The organism is Streptomyces sp. NPDC043870, assembly GCF_056435785.1.
In genome coordinates, this window is record NZ_JBWKDT010000005.1 from 353,372 (window position 1) to 376,890 (window position 23,519).

18 protein-coding genes are annotated in these 23,519 nt (G+C 71.0%); 10 read left to right on the forward strand and 8 right to left on the reverse strand.

Translation table 11 applies throughout. The features are described from left to right. The first annotated feature begins 198 nt into the window (after window positions 1-198). The 5 genes from AC0699_RS09785 to AC0699_RS09805 all read left to right on the forward strand — a co-directional run bounded on the left by AC0699_RS09785 (window position 199) and on the right by AC0699_RS09805 (window position 5,494). Complete coding sequence (locus AC0699_RS09785; protein ID WP_478657845.1) at window positions 199-1,143, forward strand: bifunctional helix-turn-helix transcriptional regulator/GNAT family N-acetyltransferase; 945 nt, start codon at window positions 199-201, stop codon at window positions 1,141-1,143. Continuing rightward, window positions 1,140-1,922 (forward strand): sugar phosphate isomerase/epimerase family protein, encoded by a 783-nt coding sequence (locus AC0699_RS09790; RefSeq protein ID WP_478657848.1) that lies wholly within the window; start codon window positions 1,140-1,142, stop codon window positions 1,920-1,922. The genes AC0699_RS09785 and AC0699_RS09790 overlap by 4 nt, the downstream gene beginning before the upstream one ends. A 200-nt stretch (window positions 1,923-2,122) precedes the next feature. Further along, window positions 2,123-2,548, forward strand: a complete 426-nt coding sequence (locus AC0699_RS09795) for a hypothetical protein (RefSeq protein ID WP_478657850.1) — start codon at window positions 2,123-2,125, stop codon at window positions 2,546-2,548. 345 nt (window positions 2,549-2,893) lie between these two features. Next, window positions 2,894-4,747 (forward strand): glycoside hydrolase family 3 protein, encoded by a 1,854-nt coding sequence (locus AC0699_RS09800; RefSeq protein WP_478657852.1) that lies wholly within the window; start codon window positions 2,894-2,896, stop codon window positions 4,745-4,747. A gap of 120 nt (window positions 4,748-4,867) precedes the next feature. Then, window positions 4,868-5,494 (forward strand): hypothetical protein, encoded by a 627-nt coding sequence (locus AC0699_RS09805; protein ID WP_478657855.1) that lies wholly within the window; start codon window positions 4,868-4,870, stop codon window positions 5,492-5,494. A 121-nt stretch (window positions 5,495-5,615) separates the two neighbouring features. Here the strand turns inward: AC0699_RS09805 and AC0699_RS09810 are convergent, their stop codons facing one another. The 5 genes from AC0699_RS09810 to AC0699_RS09830 all read right to left on the reverse strand — a co-directional run bounded on the left by AC0699_RS09810 (window position 5,616) and on the right by AC0699_RS09830 (window position 13,991). After that, a complete protein-coding gene (locus tag AC0699_RS09810) occupies window positions 5,616-7,064 on the reverse strand; it encodes an aminopeptidase (RefSeq protein WP_478657857.1) in 1,449 nt (482 codons plus the stop codon). A 246-nt stretch (window positions 7,065-7,310) separates the two neighbouring features. Then, on the reverse strand, window positions 7,311-7,691 hold the full coding sequence (locus tag AC0699_RS09815) for a hypothetical protein (protein ID WP_469771469.1): 381 nt from the start codon (window positions 7,689-7,691) through the stop codon (window positions 7,311-7,313). A 219-nt stretch (window positions 7,692-7,910) separates the two neighbouring features. Beyond that, entirely contained in the window at window positions 7,911-11,639 is a 3,729-nt protein-coding gene (locus AC0699_RS09820; protein ID WP_478657859.1) for an ABC transporter ATP-binding protein, read from the reverse strand. Window positions 11,640-11,824: 185 nt separating this feature from the next. After that, a complete protein-coding gene (locus AC0699_RS09825; protein WP_478657861.1) occupies window positions 11,825-12,784 on the reverse strand; it encodes a serine hydrolase in 960 nt (319 codons plus the stop codon). 67 nt (window positions 12,785-12,851) lie between these two features. Continuing rightward, on the reverse strand, window positions 12,852-13,991 hold the full coding sequence (locus AC0699_RS09830; RefSeq protein ID WP_478657863.1) for an esterase-like activity of phytase family protein: 1,140 nt from the start codon (window positions 13,989-13,991) through the stop codon (window positions 12,852-12,854). Between the two features lie 132 nt (window positions 13,992-14,123). Here AC0699_RS09830 and AC0699_RS09835 point away from each other — a divergent pair, with 132 nt between their 5' ends. Further along, window positions 14,124-14,495 (forward strand): hypothetical protein, encoded by a 372-nt coding sequence (locus tag AC0699_RS09835; RefSeq protein ID WP_478657865.1) that lies wholly within the window; start codon window positions 14,124-14,126, stop codon window positions 14,493-14,495. A 22-nt stretch (window positions 14,496-14,517) separates the two neighbouring features. Here the strand turns inward: AC0699_RS09835 and AC0699_RS09840 are convergent, their stop codons facing one another. The 3 genes from AC0699_RS09840 to AC0699_RS09850 are packed head-to-tail and all read right to left on the reverse strand — an operon-like array spanning window position 14,518 to window position 18,699. After that, a complete protein-coding gene (locus AC0699_RS09840; RefSeq protein WP_478657867.1) occupies window positions 14,518-16,200 on the reverse strand; it encodes a thiamine pyrophosphate-binding protein in 1,683 nt (560 codons plus the stop codon). Beyond that, window positions 16,197-17,168: an agmatinase gene (speB, locus tag AC0699_RS09845; RefSeq protein ID WP_453660180.1), complete on the reverse strand. Its 972-nt coding sequence runs from the start codon at window positions 17,166-17,168 to the stop codon at window positions 16,197-16,199. The genes AC0699_RS09840 and speB overlap by 4 nt, the downstream gene beginning before the upstream one ends. Window positions 17,169-17,217: 49 nt before the next feature. Beyond that, window positions 17,218-18,699 carry a sodium:solute symporter family protein gene (locus AC0699_RS09850; protein ID WP_478657870.1) on the reverse strand — a complete coding sequence of 494 codons (1,482 nt, stop codon included), beginning with the start codon at window positions 18,697-18,699 and terminating at the stop codon, window positions 17,218-17,220. 188 nt (window positions 18,700-18,887) lie between these two features. Here AC0699_RS09850 and AC0699_RS09855 point away from each other — a divergent pair, with 188 nt between their 5' ends. The 4 genes from AC0699_RS09855 (at window position 18,888) to tesB (ending at window position 23,498) form a co-directional block, all read left to right on the forward strand. Continuing rightward, window positions 18,888-20,471, forward strand: coding sequence for a PucR family transcriptional regulator (locus AC0699_RS09855; RefSeq protein ID WP_478657873.1), 1,584 nt, complete (start codon window positions 18,888-18,890; stop codon window positions 20,469-20,471). Window positions 20,472-20,729: 258 nt separating this feature from the next. After that, window positions 20,730-21,212, forward strand: a complete 483-nt coding sequence (locus tag AC0699_RS09860) for a hypothetical protein (RefSeq protein WP_478657875.1) — start codon at window positions 20,730-20,732, stop codon at window positions 21,210-21,212. 244 nt (window positions 21,213-21,456) lie between these two features. Next, window positions 21,457-22,614, forward strand: a complete 1,158-nt coding sequence (locus AC0699_RS09865) for an acyl-CoA dehydrogenase family protein (protein ID WP_469771476.1) — start codon at window positions 21,457-21,459, stop codon at window positions 22,612-22,614. Window positions 22,615-22,619: 5 nt separating this feature from the next. Continuing rightward, entirely contained in the window at window positions 22,620-23,498 is an 879-nt protein-coding gene (gene tesB, locus AC0699_RS09870; RefSeq protein WP_478657877.1) for an acyl-CoA thioesterase II, read from the forward strand. Window positions 23,499-23,519: the final 21 nt, after the last annotated feature.

The window sequence follows — 23,519 nt, forward strand, 5'->3', positions numbered from 1 at the left end:
GTCGGGCCGGGCCGGGTGATACCGGGCGGCCGACTGCCGGGCCGGCGGACACCCGGCCTGACCAGTTGCCGGAGCGATGGCCGCCGGGGCGATGCGTGCCCGGCCAGTACGCGCCGGGCCGGAGTTATCCACAGGCCTTGTCGGGGTGGATGCCCGAACCTACCCTTGACTCAGTCAAAGGAAAGGTCTGGGCAGGTCATGGCCATTCATGAGATCCGCGCGTTCAACCGCTTCTACACCAACCTCATCGGCGCACTCGACTACAGCAAGCACCTGTACACGCCGTACACGCTCACGGAGTCGCGCGTGCTCTACGAACTGGCCCACGCCCCACGTACCGACGCCGCGGACCTCCGGCTGGAGCTGTCCCTGGACGCCGGCTACCTGAGTCGGCTGCTCGGCAAGTTCGAGCGCGACGGCCTGGTCGAGCGGGCTCCCTCGGAGGTGGACTCACGGCGCCAGCGCATCACTCTCACGTCACGAGGGCGCGAGGCGACCGCACTGCTGGACGAGCGGTCACGGGAGGCCGTCGGCAAGCTCCTCTCCAGCGTGCCCGCGGACGACCGCACCCGTCTGACGGAAGCCATGCGCACGGTGCGGCACATACTGAGCGAGGCCCGGCCCGACGGGGACCGGCACGGCGAAGGTCCGGTGCTGCGCGATCCCGCGCCCGGCGACCTGGGCTGGATCGTCCAGCGCCACGGCGCGCTGTACGCCGCGGAGTACGGGTGGAACACGGACTTCGAAGGCCTGGTCGCGCGTATCGTCGCGGACTTCGCCCAGGACCACGACCCGCATCTGGAGCGGGTGTGGATAGCCGAGCTGGACGGCCACCCGGTCGGCTCGGTCATGTGTGTACGGGACGACACACCAGCCACCGCCCGGCTGAGGCTGCTCCTGGTCGAACCGGAAGCGCGGGGCCATGGCCTCGGGGACCGGCTGGTGGGCGCCGTCGTGGATTTCGCCCGTGAAGTGGGGTACAGGGAGCTGGTGCTGTGGACCAACGACGTCCTCACCGCCGCCCGCAGGATCTACCAGCGCGCCGGGTTCACACTCGTCGCCGAAAAGCCGCACCGCTCGTACGGGGCCGATCTGGTCGGCCAGGACTGGCGGCTCCCCCTCCAGGAAGGATCGCCCAAGTGAAGTTCGCCTTCTCGACCCTCGGCGTCCCTGCCATGCCCATCCCCGAGGTGGCTGCCCTTGCCGTCGCGACCGGCTACCAGGGGGTGGAGCTGCGTGCCGATCCGGAGGAGCCGGTCCACCCGGGCATCGGAGCGCGCGAACGAGCCGCGGTGGCGGAGGAGTTCGCCCGGGCCGGTGTGGAGATTCTGACCATCGCCGGCTACGCACGGGTGGCGGCGGGTGACGACGACGCCATGCGGCAGGAGCTCAGCGAACTGCTCCTCCTGGCCAAGGACTTGGGTGCCTCGTACATACGGGTCTTCCCGGGTGGTGGCGATCAGGATCCGGAGACGGCGGACGCGACCGCCGCTCGCCGCCTCGCCACGGCGGCGGAGACCGCAGCGGACCTGGGCGTACGCATCCTGCTGGAGACCCACGACTCCCATCGGACGGGGGCCGCGGCGTCCCGCATCCTGGGCCGGGTCGGTCACAAGCACCTGGGTGCGCTGTGGGACGTCCTGCATCCCTGGCTGGAGCACGAGTCCCCTGCCGCCACCCATGCGGCGCTGGGTCCGTACCTCGGCTATGTCCAGGTCAAGGATGTCGCCTCGGCACAGGACCTCGCGCCTCTGCCACTCGGAGCCGGTGTCCTGCCCCTGGCCGCCTGCCTGGCGCTCGCGGGCGACGACGGCTGGGTCTGCTGGGAGTACGAGAAGCGCTGGCACCCGGAAGCGGCGGAGCTGCCGGCGCTGCTGGTGGCCGGGAGGGAGCATCTGGAATCACTGCGGGGAGGTCACTGAGACGCGGGGAAACCCGCCCGCCACGGTGCAGCGCCCACGCCGGAACCCAGCACGCCACGGTGCGGCGACCACGCCGGAACCCAGTACGCCTACGCCGGGCGGGGGGCTGCCGTCGCGCGGCCGGACACGGCTGGAGAGATCGTCAGCCGGGGCGGCCGCAGTAGGCTGATTCTCATCGGCGACAGCGTGGAGAGTCCCCAGTGAGCCAGCACCCTCAGGACCCGCAGAACCCGCAGAACCAAGCCCCCGTCGTCATCGGCTGGAGCCACGGCGACCGCGTCGTCCGATGGACCTGCGCCGGGCAGACCGTGGAGAAGGAGTTCGCGAGTCCGACGCAGGCCGCGCTGGTCTGGGACGGCCGGGTTCTCGTTGTCGAGGCACTCGACGACACGCCGTACACGCCGACGGACAACGCGGTGGTGTACGAGGCCGACGGGTCGGAGCTGGCCCGGCTGAAGCCGCCGCGCGACCTGGTGGCGGACCCGTCCTGGATCTTCGGGTTCTACACGGCACATCTGGACACCGACGGGGTTCCGGTGCTCGTGATCGGGACCCAGGTCGGCGACTTCTGGGGGCATCCGGACCTGACGGCCGGCACCCTCGTCGACGTACACGAGTGGCGCTGAGGCGCGAAAGGGGGATTAGGGGGATTAGGCGGATTACGGCATCAGGGCGACCAGCAGCACGCCGCCACTGACGCAGGCCCTGGAGCGCCGACGGCGAGCCCTTCCCACGCCACACCCTTCCCGACGCCCCTTCCCGCCACGCCCTCCCCAACCCCCCACCCTTCGCCACGCCACGGCCTCCCCGACGTCCTGGCCGCGCCCGCGCCACGCCGCACTCGCGGCCCGCCCACGCCACGACCGACCCGTCCACCGCTCTCGCACGCCCCTCCGGCAGAATCCCTTGACTGGCAGTTACTTTCCGGATATCCGTGGCCCTTGGAAGTTTCCTTCACGGAAGGAGCACCAGTGCCCGACCGGACCACCCCCTCCAGACGTGCTCTCCTCGCCGCGACCGCCGCCGGAGCGGCATCCGTCGCCCTCTCCTCCGCCCCCGCACATGCCGGCACCCTCACGAACAGCGCCGGACCCGACCGTCATTACGATCGGAAGCGCGACCGACTTCGGAAGCTCATCGCCCGGATGAGCCTGGAGGAGAAGGTCGGCCAGCTCTTCGTGATGCGGGTGTACGGACACTCCGCCACGGCTCCCGACCAGGCCGACATCGACGCCAACCTCAAGGAGATCGGCGTCCGCACCGCCGTCGAGCTGATCGGGCGTTACCACGTCGGCGGCATCATCTACTTCGCCTGGGCGCACAACACCCGCGACCCGCACCAGATCGCCGATCTCTCCAACGGCATCCAGCAGGCGGGGCTCGCCCAGCCCACTCCCCTCCCGCTGCTGATATCCACCGACCAGGAGCACGGCATCGTGGCCCGCGTCGGCAAGCCCGCCACCCTGGCGCCGGGCGCGATGGCGCTGGGCGCGGGCGGTTCCCGCTCCGACGCCCGTGAGGCCGCGCGGATCGCGGGCGCCGAACTCGCCGCGATGGGCATCACCCAGAACTACGCGCCGGTCGCCGATGTGAACGTCAACCCGGCCAACCCGGTCATCGGCGTACGGTCGTTCGGCTCCGACCCGCAGGCGGTGGCCGGGCTCGTCGCCGCTCAGGTGCGCGGGTACCAGGGCGCGGGCATCGCCGCTACGTCCAAGCACTTTCCCGGACACGGCGACACCAAGGACGACAGCCACTACTCGCTCCCCACCATCCACCACACCCGCGAGCAGTGGGGTGAGCTGGACGCGCCGCCGTTCCGGGCGGCGATCGCCGCCGGGATCGACTCGATCATGACCGCGCACATCGTGGTCCCGGCGCTCGACCCGAGCGAGGACCCGGCGACGCTCTCGCGCCCCATCCTCACCGGCATCCTCCGCGAACAGCTCGGCTACGACGGCGTCGTCGTCACCGACTCCCTCGGCATGGCGGGCGTACGGCAGAAGTACGGTGACGACCGCGTGCCCGTACTCGCCCTGAAGGCGGGCTGCGACCAACTGCTCAATCCGCCGGACCTGGCCGTCGCTTGGAACGCCGTGTTCCAGGCCGTCAAGGGCGGCGAGCTGACGGAAGCGCGCATCGAGGAATCGATCCTGCGCATCCTCCTCCTGAAGTCGAAACTGGGGCTGTTCCAAGACCCGTTCGTCTCGCACGACGGCGTGGACCGCACCGTCGGCATCCGGTCCCATCTGGCCGCCGCCGACCGGATCGCCGAGCAGACGACGACCCTGCTGGCCGACGACGGACGGCTGCTGCCGCTGTCCCGCCGCCGCCACCGGAACGTGCTGGTCGTCGGCGCCGACCCGGCCTCCCCCTCCGGAACGACGGGCCCGCCGACCGCCACCCTCGCCAAGGCCTTCACCGAACTGGGCTTCACCGCCACGGCGTTGTCCACCGGCATCACCCCGACCGCCGCCAAGATCGAGGAGGCGGTGGCGGCCGCGGCCGGGAAGGACGTCGTCATCGTCGGTACGTACAACGTCTCGGCGACCAGTCCCCAGCGCACCCTCGTGTCCCGGCTGGCCGCGACGGGTGTACCGGTGGTCACGGTCGCCATCCGCAATCCGTACGACATCGCCCAGCTGACCGGCACCGGTTTCACGGCCTCACTCGCCGCGTACAGCTGGACGGATGTCGAACTGCGGGCAGCCGTAAGGGTGATCGCGGGCCGGGCCGAGCCCGAGGGCAGACTGCCCGTGCCCGTGCAGCGCGCGGACGATCCGACGCAGGTGCTGTACCCGGTCGGACACGGGCTGACTTATTAAGGCGTAGCGCGGTGTACGCCGCGCAACCTGCGCACCACCTCCACGCGGCGGAAAGCCCCCTGCTCCCCTGGCGTGCGCCCGCCCCGACGGGTCACGCTGGACGGACCGATCGGGGGGAACATGCGATTACGGCGTCTGGGCGTGGGGGTGGTGTGCGCTCTCGTCCTCACCGGCCAGGTCGTCGCCTGCCAGCAGATGCCCGGAGGCGATGCCTCTGGTTCCGGGGTGGCCCCGGCGACGGACACCGTGACGCCGTCCGGGTACGGGGCGGTGTTCCTGGGGCCCGGCGACTGCAGCAGCCGGGGCCGCGGCGACGTCCGTGAGGTGCCCTGCACCAGCGAGAAGGCGGCGGCCAGGGTGATCACGCGGTACGAGGGACGGCCCTCGGCGGGGCCCGCCTGCCCCGCCGCGACCGACTTCGTACTGCACATCTCGGAGAGCCGGCCCGCGCTGGACGAGGACGGGGACGGGGCGGTGCCGCAGGGGTATGCCTGCATGCGCAACCTGGAACCACCGCATCCGGGCGACCCCGGCGGTGGCGGCGGACCGCACACCGTCGTCGGTGACTGCGTCTCCACCCCTCGCAAGGGGCAGGTGAAGGAGACCGCCTGCGACGGTTCGGGCGAGCAGCGGCCCGAGTTCGAGGTGGCGTCGGCGGTGGACAAGCGGGCCCAGTGCCCGCCGTCGACCGATCTCTATGTGCAGCTCGGCGGCGAAAGGCCGGTGGGCTGCGCCCGTCGCCTCTGACCCAGCGGCGACGGACACAGCCCACAAGACCCCAGAACCCCAGATCCTCAGATCCTCAGAGCGTCAGAGCGTCAGAGCGTCAGAGCGTCAGAGCGATCTCAGGGTCTCGGAGCACAGAACGCTACGGCCGCAAGGCGAACGGCTCGCGCTCGATGTCCTGCTTGTCGAGCTTCGCGTCGTACCGCGTCAGCCGCTTCGCCAGCTCCGGGTTCTGCTGAACGGCTGCCGGAGCCACGCCCGCCCACTCCAGGATCCGCGCGGTCGCCTTCGTGCGGTCCGCGTCCCGCAGACCCGCGACGCTGGCGCCGTGGTTGCCGCCGTACTCGGTGAAGACGTACGCGTCACGCGAGCCCTTGCCGGTGCGGAAGCGCTCCGCGCCGTACGGGTCGTTCTCGCCGTACACCCACATCATGTGCTGGGCGTTGTGCCGCACCCAGGTGTCGATGCTCGCCATCGCCCGCCGGTCGAACGCCGGCATCGGGATCGCCCGGGGCACGTACGACCGGGGAGTGAAGTAACCCGGGTACCGCAGCACGTCCTTGAGCTGCGGGTAGGCGAGCGTGGGCGCGCCGAGCTGGGTGCCCGCCTGGTAGTAGTACGGCGTGTACGGCTCCAGACCCTGGTCGGTGTAGAAGGCGAAGCCGGAGATCGCGTCGAGGGAGTCGTAGATCTCCTGGTCGGTGGCGGTCTTCGCGTCCGGTACGGAGGCGCAGTCGGCGAGGAGGCTGTACTGCCAGAAGGCCCATGCGTAGTCGGAGACGAGGCTCTCGTACGCCTTGTCGAGCGAGCCGATGGTACGGAAGGTGCCGTCGTTCGCGGTGGCCCACTCCTGGTACTTGGCGGTGATCGCGGCCCGCCGCTTGCCGAGTGCCTCGCGCTGGACGGCGGTCAGCCGGTCGCGGCACTCCTTGGTGCCGACCTTCTCGAAGAACCGGTCGTACGCCGAGTCCTCCTTGTCGCTCACGTCGTTGGGCGCGACGTACGCGACGATGCCGTCCATGTCCCGCGGGTAGAAGCGTTCGTAGTACGTGGCCGTCATACCGCCCTTGGAGATGCCGGTGGCGATCCACTTCTTGGCGTAGATCTTCTTCAGCGCGGCGAAGACACGGTGCTGGTCGCTGGCGGCCTGCCAGATGTCGAGCTTGCTCCAGTCGGCCGGGCTGGGCCGGGACGGGGTGAAGAAGCGGTACTCCATGTCGACCTGGTTGCCGTCGACGATCTGGGTGGGCTCACGGCGTCGGGGGTTCGTACCGACGGCGTAGCCGCTGGTGTAGAAGACGGTAGGGCGGGCGGTGTCCTTGTGCAGCAGGGTGATGCGCTGCTGGAACGTGCCCTTGGACGGGTGCCGGTGGTCGACCGGCTGGGTGTAGTTGAGGACGAAGTAGCGGTAGCCGGGGTACGGCTTCTCCTCGATCAGGCTCATCCCGGGGATCGCGAGGATCCGGTCCTTGATGTCCGAGACCGAGCCTGAAGTGGTGGCCGGATCGGCGGCGGTGGCCGCGCTCGCCGTCGTGCCTGCCATGCCTATGAGCATGACGAGCGACAACAGCCATCTCAGCGCCTTGCGCATGCACCCTCCCCATGGTTCACAGCGGTCGCGGTGAACCTAGCGGGGGTAACACCCGTACCGCCAGACCCAGTTGTACCTGTGGGCGGGAGTCAGCCGGCGCGGCCGACGCATGGTGCGGCTTCAGCGTTCAGCGTTCAGCGTTCAGCGTTCAACGCAGGATCGGCGCGTGGTGCGGCTTCGGTTCTCAACGTTCAACTCAGGGTCGGCGCGGCGTGCGGCACGGGATCCGTACGGCGAGCGGCACGCTCAGCACAGGATCCAGCCCGTCGAGGCGCTCCGCCCCGCAATCGCGCCCGAGACGCGGACGCAGCGGTTGAGTGCGTGCACGGTGATCGGGCCGGCCTGCCGGGTGAAACGGCCCTTGTCGACGGCGGCCCGCCCGCCGCGCGGCTGGAGCGACACCGACATCGCCCTCGGTGCGCCGGGCCGTCTGGCGACCGCGAGGGCGCACACGTACTGCCGCTTCTTATAGATGCGCAGCTCCCCCGTGGCGAACGGCACCGTCTTCACCGGGCGCCCGGAACAGGCGGACATGGCCTCCGCCTGCTGCACCCCCGGGCCCGTCAGCGAAACGGCCACCACGACCGCGAGTACCGCGAGCACGTGCACCAGCAGTTTTCCGAACACTCTTGCTCCCCTCCCACACCACGCCGTACTGACGTACGACGCAGCGAACGCCCGCGCGGTTTCCGGCCGGGCACCATCACGCGGTCATGCACCCTCGGCTCGGCCCTGTACTCCCGCGCACTCCTGTATTCCGGCGCAGCCCCGTACTCCGTCGCACTCCTGAACTCCGGCGCAGCCCCGTACTCCCACGCGGCCCCGTACTCCCACACGCCCCTGAACTCAGGCCGGAGTGGGCGCCTCCGCGCCGATGAACGTCCGCCACAGCTCGGCGTACCGGCCGCCCAGCGCCAGCAGTTCGTCGTGCGTACCGTCCTCGACGACCCTGCCGTGGGCCATCACGACCACCCGGTCCGCGCGGGCCGCCGTGGTGAGGCGGTGGGCGACGACGAGGGTGGTGCGCCGGCCGGTGAGCCGGTCGGTGGCCTGGTTGACCTGCGCCTCGGTGGCCAGGTCGAGCGCGGCGGTCGCCTCGTCGAGCAGCAGTACGTCCGGGTCGACGAGCTCTGCCCGGGCCAGGGCGATGAGCTGGCGCTGCCCGGCCGAGAGGTTGCGGCCGCGCTCGGCGACCTCGTGCAGGTAGCCGTCCTCAAGGGTGGCGATCATGTCGTGGGCACCGACCGCGCGGGCGGCTGCCTCCACTTCGGCGTCGGTCGCTCCGGGACGCCCGTACGCGATGGCGTCGCGGACCGTACCGGCGAAGAGGTACGCCTCCTGCGGAACGACGCCGAGCCGGTGGCGGTACGCCGTGAGGTCCAGGTCGCGCAGATCGGAGCCGTCGGCGGTGACCCGGCCCGACGTCGGGTCGTAGAACCGCGCCACCAGCTTCACCAGTGTCGACTTTCCAGCGCCGGTCTCGCCGACGAAGGCGACGGTCTGCCCGGCGGGGATGCGCAGATCGATGCCGGTCAGGGCGGCTTCCGCCGCGTCACCGCCGTCGCCCCCGTAGGCGAAGCCGACGTCCTCGAAGGCGATCTCACCGCGCAGCGACGGCACGTCCAGGGGTTCGCCGGCCTGCGCCGTCGACGTCGGCTCCCGCAGCAGCTCCTGGATGCGGCCCAGCGACACCGTCGCCTGCTGGTAGCCGTCGAAGACCTGCGACAGCTGCTGCACGGGCGCGAAGAAGAGGTCGATGTAGAGGAGGTACGCGACCAGCGCGCCCGTCGTGAGCGTGCCGGCCTCGATCCGGCCGGCGCCGACGATCAGGACGGCCGCGGCGGCCACCGAGGACAGCAGCTGGACGAACGGGAAGTACACGGAGATCAGCCACTGGCCGCGCACCCGCGCCTCGCGGTAGCTGCCGCTGCGCTCCACGAACCGCTGGTTTCCGGAGCGCTCGCGGCGGAAGGCCTGGACGATCCGCAGCCCGCTGACCGACTCCTGGAGGTCGGCGTTGACGACGCTGATCCGCTCGCGGGCCAGTTCGTACGCCTGCACCGACCGCCGGCGGAAGAAGAACGTGCCGACGATCAGTACCGGCAGGGTGGCGAAGACGACCAGCGCCAGCTGAACGTCGATCACGACGAGCACGACCATGATGCCGAAGAACGTGACGACCGAGACGAACGCGGTGACGAGTCCGGTCTGCAGGAACGTGGACAGAGCGTCCACGTCCGTCGTCATCCGGGTCATGATCCGGCCGGTCAGTTCACGCTCGTAGTAGTCGAGGCCGAGCCGCTGGAGCTGCGCGAAGATCTTCAGCCTGAGCGCGTAGAGGATGCGTTCGCCCGTGCGTCCGGTCATCCGGGTCTCGCCGATCTGGCCCGCCCACTGGACCAGCACCGTGAGCAGCGCCAGGGCGGAGGCCGCCCACACCGCACCGATCGCCACCCGCTCGACACCGTCGTCGATGCCGTGCCGGATCAGCACCGGAAGCAGCAGACCCATGCCCGCGTCGACGGCGACGAGCAGCAGACTGACCAGCAGCGGGAGCCCGAAGCCGCGCAGCAGCCGGCGCAGCCCGTACGACTCCTCGGGGGTCACGGCCCGCGCCTCGTCGACCGCGGGGGTGTCGTCGGCCGGCGGGAGCGCCGCGACCTGGGCGAGGAGTTCGGGGGTGGCGCCGGCCACCGCGTCCTCCTCGGCCTCTTCCTTGCGGACCCAGAGCGGGGGTGTGATGCCGCGCTCGGCGTCGAACTCGGCGTCCATCTCGGCCCGGAGCGTGCGGTCCTCGGGGATCTCGACGGGGACGGTGCGGCCCGGGGAGACGCCGCCCATCTCGTCGGGGTCGGTCAGCAGCCGCCGGTACAGAGCGGAACGTTCCTGCAGCTCGTCGTGGGTTCCGATGTCGGCGAGGCGGCCGTCGTCGAGGACGGCGATGCGGTCGGCGAGGCCGAGGGTGGAGCGGCGGTGGGCGATCAGCAGCGTGGTACGCCCGGCCATGACGCCGCGCAGCGCCTCGTGGATCTCGTGCTCGACGCGCGCGTCGACGGCCGAGGTCGCGTCGTCGAGGAGCAGCAGCCGGGGGTCGGCGAGGATGGCGCGGGCGAGGGCGATGCGCTGGCGCTGGCCGCCGGAGAGGGTGAGGCCGTGCTCGCCGACCGTGGTGTCGTAACCGTCGGGAAGCTCATCGATGAAACGGTCCGCCTGTGCGGTGCGGGCCGCCTGGCGGATCTCGTCGTCCGTCGCGTCCGGCTTTCCGTACGCGATGTTGGAGCGGACGGTGTCGGAGAAGAGGAAGCTGTCTTCCGGTACGAGGCCGATGGCGGCCCGCAGCGAGTCCAGAGTGAGCTCGCGGACGTCGTGCCCGCCGACGAGGACGGCTCCGTGCGTGACGTCGTAGAACCGGGGCAGCAGCAGCGAGACGGTGGACTTGCCGCTGCCGGAGGAGCCGACCACCGCCACGGTCTCACCGGGGCGGATCTCCAGCGAGAAGCCGTCCAGGACCGGCTTCGAGCCCTCCCCGTCCCCGTAGGCGAAGCTGACGCCGTCGAACTCGACGGTCGCCGGGGCGTCGGCCGGGAGTTCCTTCGTACCGTCCTTCAGGACCGGCTCGGTGTCGATGAGCTCCAGGACCCGCTCGACACCGGCCCTGGCCTGCTGTCCGACGGTGAGCACCATGGCCAGCATCCGTACCGGTCCGACCAGCTGGGCCAGATAGGTGGAGAAGGCGACGAACGTACCGAGGGTGATCTGTCCGCGGGTGGCCAGCCAGCCGCCGAGCGCGAGCATGGCGACCTGTCCGAGCGCGGGGACGGCCTGCAGGGCGGGGGTGTACTTGGCGTTGAGCCGGATGGTGCGCAGCCGGCCGGCGAAGAGCGTGCGGCCGACGTCCCTGAGCTTTGCGGTCTCCTGCACCTCCTGGCCGAATCCCTTGACGACGCGGACGCCGGAGACGGCTCCGTCGACGACTCCGGCGACGGCGGCGGCCTGCTGCTGCGCGTACCAGGTGGCGGGGTGCAGCTTCACCCGGCTGCGTTTGGCGATGAACCAGAGGGCTGGGGCGACGGCGAGGGCGACGAGGGTGAGCGGCAGGGACAGCCAGGCCATGACGACCAGGGAGATGAGGAAGAGCAGGACGTTCCCGATCGTCATCGGGAGCATGAAGAGCAGACCCTGGATGAGCTGGAGATCGCTGGTGGCACGGCCGACGACCTGGCCGGTGGAGAGTTCGTCCTGACGGTGCCCGTCGAGCCGGCTGATGGTCCCGTACATGTCGGTACGGAGGTCGTGCTGGACGTCGAGGGCGAGCCGGCCGCCGTAGTAGCGGCGTATGTAGGTGAGGACGTAGACGACGACCGCGGCCGCTATGAGCAGGCCGGTCCACACGGCCAGTGACCGGCTGTGACTGCCGATGACGTCGTCGATGACGACCTTGGTGATCAGCGGAACGACGGCCATCACCGCCATGCCGGCGAGGGACGATCCGAGTGCGAGCACCACGTTCCGCCGGTACCGCCAGGCGTATCCGGCCAGCCGCCGTGCCCATGAATGCTCTGCCGCCGCCGTCACCAAAAGCCTCCCGTTGTTCTGTTCTGCCGGAAGGAACCAACGCGGGCGCGATCGGATTTCATCCCGTTGCAACAAGCTGCAACGGGCCGCAACGAAAGTACGGTCCCTGGTCCTAGGACCAGGGACCGTCTCCATCGTGGCCGATCTGCCGGGACAGGGCCCAGTGGCCGATCTGCCAGGGGGGCCTAGCGGAGCGCCGGGTTCGCGGACACCGCGTCCTGCGCCGGGCGGCCGGGGACCGCCGGAATCGCTTCCTGCGGGGTGGCGGTCGGCGTGTAGCCGAGGCGCGCGGTGGGGTTGAGGTCCTTGTGGACGGCACGGGCGACGGCCTGGATGGTGTTGATGCCGTCGGTCATCGTCGCGTTGTCGTGCGTGAGCACGGTGATCTGGTAGTTGTGCGCCGTTCCGGTGAACGCCCCGATCGAGTGGACGCGCCAGCCGTGGGTGGACCGGGACAGCCAGCCGTTCTTGACGTGGATCTTGGCGGTGGAGGGGGCGCCGGCCGGGGTGCCCCAGCGCTGCGACGAGATGACGGCGTTCATCAGCTGGAGGACGTAGCCGCGCGAGGCGTCCGTGAGCACCGCGTTCTTCGCGGTGAGCAGTGCGAGCAGCTTCTGCTGGTCACGCGCGGTGATCTGGGTGAGCCCCCAGTAGCCGTTCGCGCCCGGCACGGTCTTCGTCATGCCCGCGGCGGTGAGGAAGCCCTTGACCTTGGTCACACCCAGCTGGCGCCACAGCGCGCTGGTGGCGTCGTTGTCCGACTTGGTGATCATGGCCGTGGCGCGGGACTTCTCCGTGGCGGTCAGCTGGCGGCCGGTCTTCTGCGCGTCCCAGAGCAGGGTGGCGAGAACGGTCACCTTGACCACGCTGGCGGAGTCGAACTGCTGGTCCGGCCGCAGCACACAGCTGGTCTTGGTGATCCGGTCGTTGACGAGCACGGCGGTCGTCGAGGCGCGGCCCTTGAGGGCGGCGGTGATGTCCGTGACCAGCTTGGCGGCGAGGCCCGCCTTCTGGGAGGTGCAGGCCACGACGGGCACGGCCGCGGCGGCCGGCGTCGCGGTGGCGGCGGTCGGCAGGAGTACGCCGAGGGCGACCGCCGCGCAGAGGGCCCCGCGGCTGCGGCGGGGTATGGGGTTTCTCTTCACGCCTCACATGACTCGGCAGCACCCGAAAGGTTGTATGAAACCTGGCCGCCGCAGGGAGTGGTACGTCTCACTGGTGCGGCAGCCGCACGGTCAGTCGGTAGAGCCGGGTTGTCTGGGCGGCGTTCTGGTTGTCGTCGCTGGCCAGGAGGAGCCGGAGGCGGCCGCCGGGGCCGTGGGAAGTGACGGCCAGGGCCTCGATGTTGTCCAGCAGCGGATTGGGCTGGGGCTGCTTGGCGGGGGCGCCGAGAGAGGGGCAGTCGGCGATGTCGGCGAGGAGGGTCTTGCGGACCAGCCGGACACCGCCCTGACCGTCGACGTCCTGACCCTCGACGTCCTGACCGTCGGGGCGCTCGATACCGCTGACGTCCTGACCGTCGGGGCGCTCGATACCGCTGACGTCCTGACCGTCGAGGTGCTCGATGCGGCTGACGTCCGTGGCGTGGCGCAGGTCGGCGAGGTACAGCCGGACCGTGTTGCCGACGCCGGCGGTGAACCCGCGCTCCAGGACGAGGAGGCGCCCGTCGCCGGTGGCGGTGATCTCGCTGATGCCGAGGGCGGGGTCGGCGGCGTAGCCGTACTGCTCGGCGAGCCGGAAGTCACCGCCCCGGTGCCGTCGCCACGTCTGGATCCGCCTGACGCTGTCCCCGGAGAGAGGCGTCTCCATGGCCGCGACGATGGTGCGCCCGCCGGGCTGCAGGGTCAGCCCCTCGAAGGTGCCGTTGCGCAGGGCTCGTCCGGCGGGGGCGACCCGCAGGGCGTCAGGGACGGGGAGGCGGCCGAGGATGCGCCCGTCCGTGCTGTAGCGCCGGATGGACGGTTCGGTCTCGGAGGCCACGAGCCGGCTCCCGTCCCGCTCGACGACCAGCCCCTCGGAGTCCAGATCGGCCCCGTTCTCGTCCGCGAGCCGTACGACGCCGCGCGGCTGAAGGCTCCGCCCGTCCAGGCGGAACAGCTGCGAGCGATCCGAGAGAGCGGCCACCTGGCCGTCCCGGTCGACGGCGAGTGCGGAGAAGTTCCCGACGAAGGCCCCCTCGTACTCGGTCTTGTCGAGCGCATCGGAGTAACTCTCGATGCTCACGCGCGGCGAGCAGGCCCGGGAGTCGGTTGCCGCGGTGGCGGCAGTGGACGATGCCGGCCCGGCGGCGCTGAGACACGTGGCCACGGCCAGTGAGGCGGTGAAGACGACGGTGACGTTTCGCAGGCGCATACGGTGACGCTATGCCGCGTTGTGCCGCCCCGGGTTGAGTCCGGGGGGACTTCCCATGAACGTTCGCCGGACGAGGGTTCGGGGTAGTTACTACCGGCAGCCGCCGGGCGGGCCGGCGGGGAGGGGGAGTTCGTGGCGAACGGGCAGGAGAGTGCGGCGTATCTGTGCGGGCGGTTGTGGGCGGCTCTGCACGCGTTGCGTGTCATCGGAGGCGGCAACGAGAAGCGCAAGTTGGCGGAACTGCTCGACAAGGCGGAGAAGCGGCCGAGGGACCATGTCCCGGAGCAGTTGGAAAGGGCCGTGAAGTATCTGCTCGCTGCCCGGCAACGGGGCGCCTCGTACGGGAAAGCGGCCGATGAGCTCGTCCGGACGGCTCTGGACCTCGTACCGGACAACGGCAGGTTTCCCGGGAGCCACGGCCTCGAGGAGCAGAACGACTTCCGCAAAGGCTTCCGCCACGATCAGAGCACCTACGAGATCGCGCACCGGTCCCTCATGACGTGACCGGTGCGCGCCCTCGAAACGCTCACAGGTGCGTCGGCTCGAACATCCTCAGCAGCGCCGGCAGCACCACGACCGAAGGGCCTGGCTGTTCGAAGGACTTCGCCAGGTCCTCGCGGAGCGACTCGGGGGTCGTACGGACCGCCGGTACCCCGAACGACTCGGCGAGCGCCACGAAGTCCGGGCGGGACAGCTCGGTCGCCGTGGCCTCGCCGAAGGCGTCCGTCATGTATTCGCGCAGGATGCCGTAGCCGCCGTCGTCGACGATCAGCCAGGTGACGGGCAGGCCGTACTGCTTCGCCGTCGCGAGCTCCGCGATCGAGTACATCGCGCCGCCGTCGCCGGAGACCGCGAGCACCGGCCGGGACGGGTCGGCGGCGGCCGCTCCGAGCGCGGCGGGGAAGCCGTAGCCGAGGCCGCCGGCACCCTGGGCGGAGTGCATCGTGTTCGGGTGCCGGGCGTCGAAGGCGGACCAGGCCCAGTAGGCGAGGATGGTCATGTCCCAGAAGCTCGGGGAGTCGTCCGGCAGAGCCGCACGGACCGCGGCGAGCACCTCCTGCTCCAGGGTCAGTTCCTGGCCGGCGATCCGCTCCCGTACCTTCGCGAGAAGGGTGGACACCCGCTCGGCGACGGCCGGGTCGCGGCGCTCCTCCACCGTCTCCAGCAGCGCGGAGAGCGCGATGCGGGCGTCGGCGTGGATACCGAGCGCGGGGTGGTTGGACTCCAGCTTGCCGAGGTCCGCCTCGATCTGGATGACGCGTCCACGCGGGGCGAACGTGTGGTAGTTCGAGGAGAGTTCGCCGAGGCCCGAGCCGACGACGAGCAGGACGTCGGCGTCCTCCAGGAGGTCGGTGGTGTGCCGGTCCTCCAGCCAGGACTGCATCGACAGGGGGTGCTCCCACGGGAAGGCACCCTTGCCGCCGAAGGTGGTCACGACCGGCGCGTCCAGCTTCTCGGCCAGCGCCAGCAGTTTGCCGACGGCGTCGGAGCGTACGACACCGCCGCCCGCGATGACCGCCGGACGGGAGGCGTTGGACAGCAGGTGCGCCGCCACGGCCGTCAGTTCGGGGCGGGGCACCAGGTCGTGCGGTGTGGCGTCCATGGCCGTGACGACGGGCAGGCTCGTCCCGGCGAGCAGCACGTCCTGCGGGATCTCCACCCAGACCGGGCCGTGCGGGGCGCTCAGCGCGGACTCCCAGGCGGCGGCGATCGCGGAGGGGATCTGCGAGGCCGTACGCACGGTGTGCACGGACTTGACGATGTCGCGGAACGACGCCTTCTGGTCGCGCAGTTCGTGCAGGTACCCGTGGCGTCCGCCGCCGAGACCCGCGGTCGGGATCTGGCTGGAGATGGCGAGCACCGGAGCGGACGCGGCCGCCGCCTCCTGCAGCGCGGCGAGCGAAGTGAGCGCGCCGGGCCCGGTGGAGAGCAGCAGCGGGGCGACCTCGCCGGTGATCCGGCCGTAGGCGTCGGCGGCGAAGCCCGCGTTGTTCTCGACGCGCAGTCCGACGTACCGGAGCGACGAGCGGCGCAGGGCGTCGAACATGCCGAGCGCGTGCTGGCCGGGCAGGCCGAAGACGGTGGTGGAGCCGAGGCCCTGGAGGGTCTCGACGACGAGGTCACCGCCGTTGCGCCCGGCCGGCGGGTTGAGCGCGGCCTCGACCTGCTGCGCGGTCGGACGCAGTACGAGGTCGTGGTCGTGGGTCACTTCGCGGTCCTCGCGGCCGCGATCTGGCGGGACATGATCGTGGTCAGTTCGTACGCGGTGTGGGAGGCCGCGACCGACGTGATCTCGGCGTGGTCGTAGGCGGGGGCGACCTCGACGACGTCCGCGGAGACCAGGTTGCAGGAGGCGAGCCCGCGCAGGATCTCCAGCAGCTCGCGGGAGGTCATGCCACCGGCCTCGGGGGTGCCGGTGCCGGGCGCGTGCGCAGGGTCGAGGCAGTCGATGTCGATGGAGATGTACAGCGGACGGTCGCCGATGCGCTGGCGGAGCTGGTCGGCGACCTCGTCGGCGCCACGGCGGTAGACGTCGGAGGAGGTGACGATGCCGAAGCCCAGCTTCTCGTCGTCGGTCAGGTCCTGCTTGCCGTAGAGCGGGCCGCGGATGCCGACGTGGGAGAGCGCCTCGGTGTCGAGGATGCCCTCCTCGACGGCGCGGCGGAACGGGGTGCCGTGGGTGTACTCGGCGCCGAAGTACGTGTCCCAGGTGTCCAGGTGCGCGTCGAAGTGGAGCAGCGCGACCGGGCCGTGCTTCTTGGCGACCGCGCGCAGCAGCGGCAGCGCGATGGTGTGGTCGCCGCCGAGCGTCATCATCCGGGCGCCGGTGCCGAGCAGATCGTCGGCCGCGGCCTCGATGGTCTCGACGGCCTCGTTGATGTTGAACGGGTTGGCGGCGATGTCACCGGCGTCCGCGACCTGGGCGAGCGCGAAGGGCGAGGCGTCCTGCGCCGGGTTGTACGGGCGCAGGAGCCTCGACGCCTCACGGATGGCGTTGCCGCCGAAGCGCGCGCCGGGACGGTAGGAGACCCCGGCGTCGAAGGGCACACCGACGACGGCGACATCGGCGCTGCCGACCTCGTCGAGCCGTGGCAGCCGGGCGAACGTCGCGGGTCCGGCGTACCGCGGGATGCGGGACGAGTCGATGGGGCCGCGCGGCGTCTCGTTGCTGCTCATGACCATGCCTTCTTTCTACGCTTTTCCTACAGTTCGAGGCTGTTTGACTTTAGTGGACCGCCGGGACCGATTCCGCGTCGGTCGCCGGCTCGGTCTCGGGGGTGCGGCCCGCGAGGCGCTCGCGCCAGGCGGCCAGGACCGCCGCGTCCGTCGGCCTGGTGGCCAGCGAGACGATCACGTAGGCCGCCAGGGAGGCCAGCAGACCGTAATAGACGGGCTGGTTGGCGAGGATGCCGTACTTCCACATCAGGCCGATGACCGCGAGGCCGCCGACGACGACGGAGGACAGCGCGCCGTGGACCGTGCCGCGCTTCCACAGCAGTCCGCCGAGGATCGGGACCAGCAGCCCGCCGACGAGCAGGTTGTAGGCCACGGTCAGCGCCTCGATCACGTTGTTGAGGGCGATCGCGATGAGGATGACGGCGACACCCATCAGCAGGATGAATGTCCGGTTGCCCTTGACCTCGTCGTGCGCCTCGGCGTCGGCGCGGTGTTGGGTGACGGCGCCGCGCAGCTTCGACCAGATGTCGTTGTTGGCGACGGTGGCACAGGCGATCAGGGCGCCTGAGGAGGTTGACATGACCGCGGCGAGCGCGGCGGCGAGGACCAGGCCCCGCACACCCATCGGGAGCGCGTCCTTGACGATGGTCGCGAAGGCGTCGTCGGCGTTGCCGAGGTTCGGGTAGAGCACCTTGGCGGCGGTGCCGATGACGGCGCCGGCGAGGGCGTAGATGAGGCAGTAGGTACCGGCGACGGTGCCGCCGTAGCGGGCGACCTTGTCGTTGCGGGCGGTGAAGACGCGCTGCCAGATGTCCTGGCCGATCAGCATGCCGAACGTGTAGATGAGGACGTACGTGAAGATCGTCTCGCCGCCGATGCCGAGCGGGGCGAAGTACTCGGTGGGCAGCTGGGCCTTCATCTCGGCGAAACCGCCCGCCTTGATCACGGCGATGGGCAGCAGCAGGAGGAGCACGCCGACCGTCTTGACGACGAACTGCACCATGTCGGTGAGGGTGATCGACCACATGCCGCCGAGCGTGGAGTAGGCGACGACGATCGAGCCGCCGAGGATGATCGCGAGCGTCCGGTTCATGTCGAAGAGGACGTCGAAGATCGTGGCGTAGGCGATGGTCGAGGTGACCGCGAGCATCAGGGTGTACGCCCACATCACAACACCGGTGATGAGGCCGGCCCGGCCGCCGTAGCGCAGGTCCAGCATCTCGGACACGGTGTAGACCTTCAGCCGGGCGATGCGCGCGGAGAAGAAGACCGAGAGGGCGAGGAGTCCGAGGCCGATGGCGAAGACCATCCAGGCGCCGGAGAGGCCGTACTTGTAGCCGAGGCCGACGCCGCCGATCGTGGAGGCGCCGCCGAGGACGATGGCAGCCATCGTGCCGGAGTACATCCAGGGGCCGAGCCTGCGGCCCGCCACCAGGAAGTCGCTCTTGGACTTGGCGCGGCGCATGCCCCACCAGCCCATGGCCAGCATGCCGGCCAGATAGGCGACGATCACTGCGTAGTCGACGGCCATGGGGCCTCCTTCGCTCACTCTCGGTGGCGTGTCGTGCAAGGGGATACGAGGGGACGCAGCAGCTCTTGCGCGGGGACATCCGCCCGTACCCGCGGCTGCTGGACGTCTCGACGATAGGTGGCCGGAAAGCGACGCTGAAGTGTACGTTTCATCCATTCCCGAAGACGACATCGGATGGAACGTCCACCATGCCGGACCCCACCACTCGCCCCTCCGCCCCACCGGCCCCGCCTGTCCCGCTGGCCGCGCTGCTGGCCCGTGCTGACCTCGGCCTGCGGCTCATCGCGGGTGTCGCGGATCCCGAGAACCCCGCGAGCGCCGAGAACATCGTCATCCAGTGGGTGCACACCTCGGAGATGGCCGATCCGTACCCGTATCTGCTCGGCGGCGAGCTGCTGCTGACGGCGGGCGTCCTGCTGGAGGATCCGGAGATGTACGCCGCCCGCGTGGTCGAGGCGGGCGGAGCGGCGATCGGCTTCGGTGTCGCTCCGGTGTACGACTCGGTGCCGGAGGCGCTCGTCGCGGCGTGCGACCGGCGCGGCCTGCCGCTGATCGAGGTACCGCCGCAGACCCCTTTCACGGCGATCGCCCGCGCGGTCTGGCGGCTGATGGCCCAGGTCCGCCTCCAGGAGGTGCGCCGGGTGAGCGAGGCCCAGCAGGGCCTGGCCACCGCGGCGGCCCGACCCGACCCGGTCCCGGCGGTGCTCCAGCAGCTGGCGTCCCGGCTGGGCGGCTGGGCGGTCCTGCTGGCCCCGGACGGCTCGGCCCTGCAGGCGGCCGGCCGGGCGCCGTCACGGGAGGCACGCGAGGCGCTGGGGCGGCTGTCCCGGGTGGTGAGGCCGGAGACGGAGGATGGGGAGAACGAGGAGGACGGGGCCGGGGGCCCGGGTCCCCACACGGCCCCTTCCCCGCCTTCCCCCGGTACCCAGCCGGCGGCCGGCGCGCAGGCCGCCGGCTCCGCGCGGCCGGCACCCGCCTCGGCCACCGATTCCGTCGGGGACACCCACCTCGCCGCGTACGCGCTGGGCGGCGGCGAGGGCCTCGTCCTCGGGATCGCCGCCGAGGCGCGCGAGGTCGGCGGGCACACGATCGCGGGAGTCGCCGTCGTCCTGCTGTCGCTGCTCACCGCCCCGCATCAGGGGGCCGACGCGACCGGGCGGTCCGCCGCGCTGTTGCGGCTGCTGCTGGGGGCCGCTCCCGCCGACGTGGCACCGGCGCTCGGCCAGGGACCGTGGACGGTGGTGCACGCGACCCGGCCGGGGCAGCCGGACCGGATCGCGGCCTCGGCCCTCGGCGCGGCGCTGGGAAGCACCCTGGTGGACGCAGACGGTGCGACCGTACGGGTCCTGCTCTCCGGCGAGCGGCGAATCGAGCCGCAGCCGGGCTGGACCCTCGGAGTGAGCGCCCCCGCCGAGCCCTCCGAGCTCACCGCCGCCGACACCTCCGCGGCGCGCGCCCTGCGCCGGGCCGAGGCGACCCGGGCGCCGCTGGCCCGCCAGCGGGACGCGGGCCTCGCCGAGCTGATCGCGCCCGGCGAAGCCGCCGTCCACGCCCGCACCCTGCTCGCACCCATCGTGGCCTCGCCCGCGCTGACCGAGACCCTGCGCGTCTGGCTCTCGCTGCACGGCAGCTGGGACCGCACGGCGCTGGCCCTGGGGGTCCACCGCAACACCGTGCGGCAGCGGATCGCTCGCTGTTCGTCGCTGCTGGGCGTCGACCTGGACGACGCGGACGTACGGATGGAGCTGTGGTTCGCACTGCGGTACGCGTGACGGTCCGCGTACCGGCCGCGGAGCCGGCCGGAACGGCATGCCCGATGGCGGCGAGGGCGGACGCGCCGAGCGCCACGACCTCGGCGCCGAGAGCCCCGGAAAGACGCTCACGGCGGCGGACGCGTCGCCGTTGTCCTGCGCTGCTACGCGTCGCACGGCAGCGGCGCCGCGGTTTCGTGGAGAGCCCACGACGTCGACACCCGAAGGCTGTTGTGTCGACCCAACTCCCTTGAGCCACAGGCGTGTTGGAATACCGGCATGGTGACTCCCGCCGACGGAACCACGCTGCCGAACCCGGACGGCCCCGAGCGCCGCCTCCGAGCAGAGCTCGCACGACTACGGGACGAGGCGACGCGCCAGAAGGAACTTGCCCACCGGCGGGCCGAGTTCTGGGCCAAGGCCGATGTCGCCCTCGGCTTCCCGGCCGCGCTGCTCGCCGGCACGGCGGGAGCGGCGGGACTGGCCACGGCGGACGCGCGCATACCCGCGGCCCTGCTCGCCCTGGCCTCCGCCGGCTTCGCGGCCGGCGCGGGCTTCCTGCGGAGCGCCACGAGGTGCCGGGCCAACAAACGGGCGCGGCACGCCTGGGCCGCGGTCGAGGGCAGGGCCACGGTGAAGCTGGCCCAGGACCACGTGAGCCCCGAAGACCTCGGTGAACTGCTGGAACGCCGCCAGGCCGCACTGGCGGCGTACGACGGCGAGGACCCGCAACCTGGGCCGCCGCCGCTCGCCCCGGGCTGAGCCCCACGCCCGGAAAGGAGCGAAGCGGAGTCCGTGCAGCGGTGACCCCCTGCCGTGATCAGGTCACCTCACCGAGCCACCGGCCCCCGCCCCACAGCGGGGGCGTTCTCATGCGCCCACGCACCTCCGGCGTTGTCGAGCGTGCTGATCCTCACTCTGGACAGGCTTGCGAACCGCCCGGTAACTTGGTCTGAGCAAGCGCTTAGACATTGCTGCCCCAAGGACTGCGAAGGAGGCGTCGACCGTGCGCCGTACCGTCTACAACGAGGACCACGAGGCGTTCCGGGAGACCATCCGCGCCTTCATCGAGGCCGAGGTCGCCCCCGTCTACGACGAGTGGTACGCGGCCGGCCAGGCTCCTCGCGACTTCTACTACAAGCTCGGCGAGCTGGGCATCTTCGGCATCAACGTCCCCGAGGAGTTCGGCGGCGCGGGCCTGGACACGCACAAGTTCGAGGCCGTCCTCTACGAGGAGACCTCGCGCGCGGGCGTCAACTTCGGCGGCTCCGGCGTGCATGTGCTGCTCGCCCTGCCGTACATCAAGATGCTGGCCGACGACGAGCAGAAGAAGCGCTACCTGCCGAAGTTCGTCAGCGGCGAGGAGATGTGGGCGCTGGCGATGACCGAGCCGGGCACCGGCTCCGACGTCGCGGGCATGAAGACCACCGCCAAGCTCTCCGAGGACGGCACGCACTACGTCCTCAACGGCGCCAAGACCTTCATCACCGGTGGTGTGCACGCCGACCGTGTGATCGTGTGCGCCCGTACCTCCGCCCCGCGCGAGGACGACCGCCGCTTCGGCATCTCGCTGTTCGCAGTGGACACCAAGTCCGAGGGCTACTCCATAGGCCGCAAGCTGGACAAGCTCGGCCTGAAGACCTCCGACACCGCAGAGCTGGCCTTCGTCGACGTCAAGGTCCCCGTCGAGGACCTGCTCGGCGAGGAGAACAAGGGCTTCTACTACCTCGGCCGGAACCTGCCGTCCGAGCGCTGGGGCATCGCGTTCGGCGCGTACGCCCAGGCCAAGGCCGCCGTCCGGTTCGCCAAGGAGTACGTGCAGGAGCGCACGGTCTTCGGCAAGCCGGTCGCGCACTTCCAGAACACCAAGTTCGAGCTGGCCGCCTGCCAGGCCGAGGTGGACGCCGCCGAGGCCGTCGCCGACCGCGCCCTGGAAGCACTGGACGCGGGAGAGCTCACGCCCGCCGAGGCCGCCTCCGCCAAGCTGTTCTGCACCGAGGTCGCGCACCGCGTCATCGACCGCTGCCTCCAGCTGCACGGCGGCTACGGCTACATGAACGAGTACCCGATCGCCCGCCTCTACGCCGACAACCGCGTCAACCGCATCTACGGCGGCACCAGCGAGGTCATGAAGTCGATCATCGCCAAGGACATGGGGCTGTAGTCCAGGTGACGAACGCGCTCGAAGACCTGCTCGATCTGCTCGACCTGGAGCAGATCGAGCAGGACTACTTCCGGGGCCGCTCGCGCTCGGCGATCGTGCCCCGGGTCTTCGGCGGACAGGTCGCGGCCCAGGCGCTCGTCGCCGCGGGCCGCACCGTCCCCGACGACCGCACGGCCCACTCCCTGCACGCGTACTTCCTGCGCATGGGCGACCCGGGCGCCCCGATCGTCTACACGGTCGACCGGATCCGCGACGGCCGGTCCTTCACGACCCGGCGGGTCGTCGCCGTCCAGCACGGCCAGCCGATCTTCCATCTCTCGGCGTCCTTCCAGACGTACGAGGAAGGGCTCGACCACCAGGCACGGATGCCGCAGGCCCCGGACCCCGACTCGCTGCCGACGGCCGCCGAGACGATTCCGGCGCACGCGGAACGGTTCAGCATCCCGCCGGACACGGCCCGGAGGATGCTCGAGGCACGCGCGGCGGTCGACCTGCGGTATGTGGACGCTCCTCCCTACGCCACCGTCGGGGAGCCGCGCGAGCCGCGCTCTCAGGTGTGGTTCCGTACGAACGGCAAGCTCGCGGACGATCCCCTGCTGCACGTCTGCCTGGCCACGTACGTCTCGGACATGACGCTGCTCGACTCGGTGCTGCTGGCGCACGGGCGGGGCGGCTGGACCGTCGGTGACGTCGTGGGCGCGTCGCTGGACCACGCGATGTGGTTCCACCGGCCGTTCCGGGCGGACGAGTGGCTGCTGTACGACCAGGAGTCGCCGAGCGCGTACGGCGGACGCGGCCTCGGGCAGGCCCGTATCTACACGCAGGACGGACAGCTGGCCATCTCGGTCATCCAGGAGGGCGTGGTCCGGGTCCCGCACGACTAGGTCCTGTCCGGGCGGTATTGT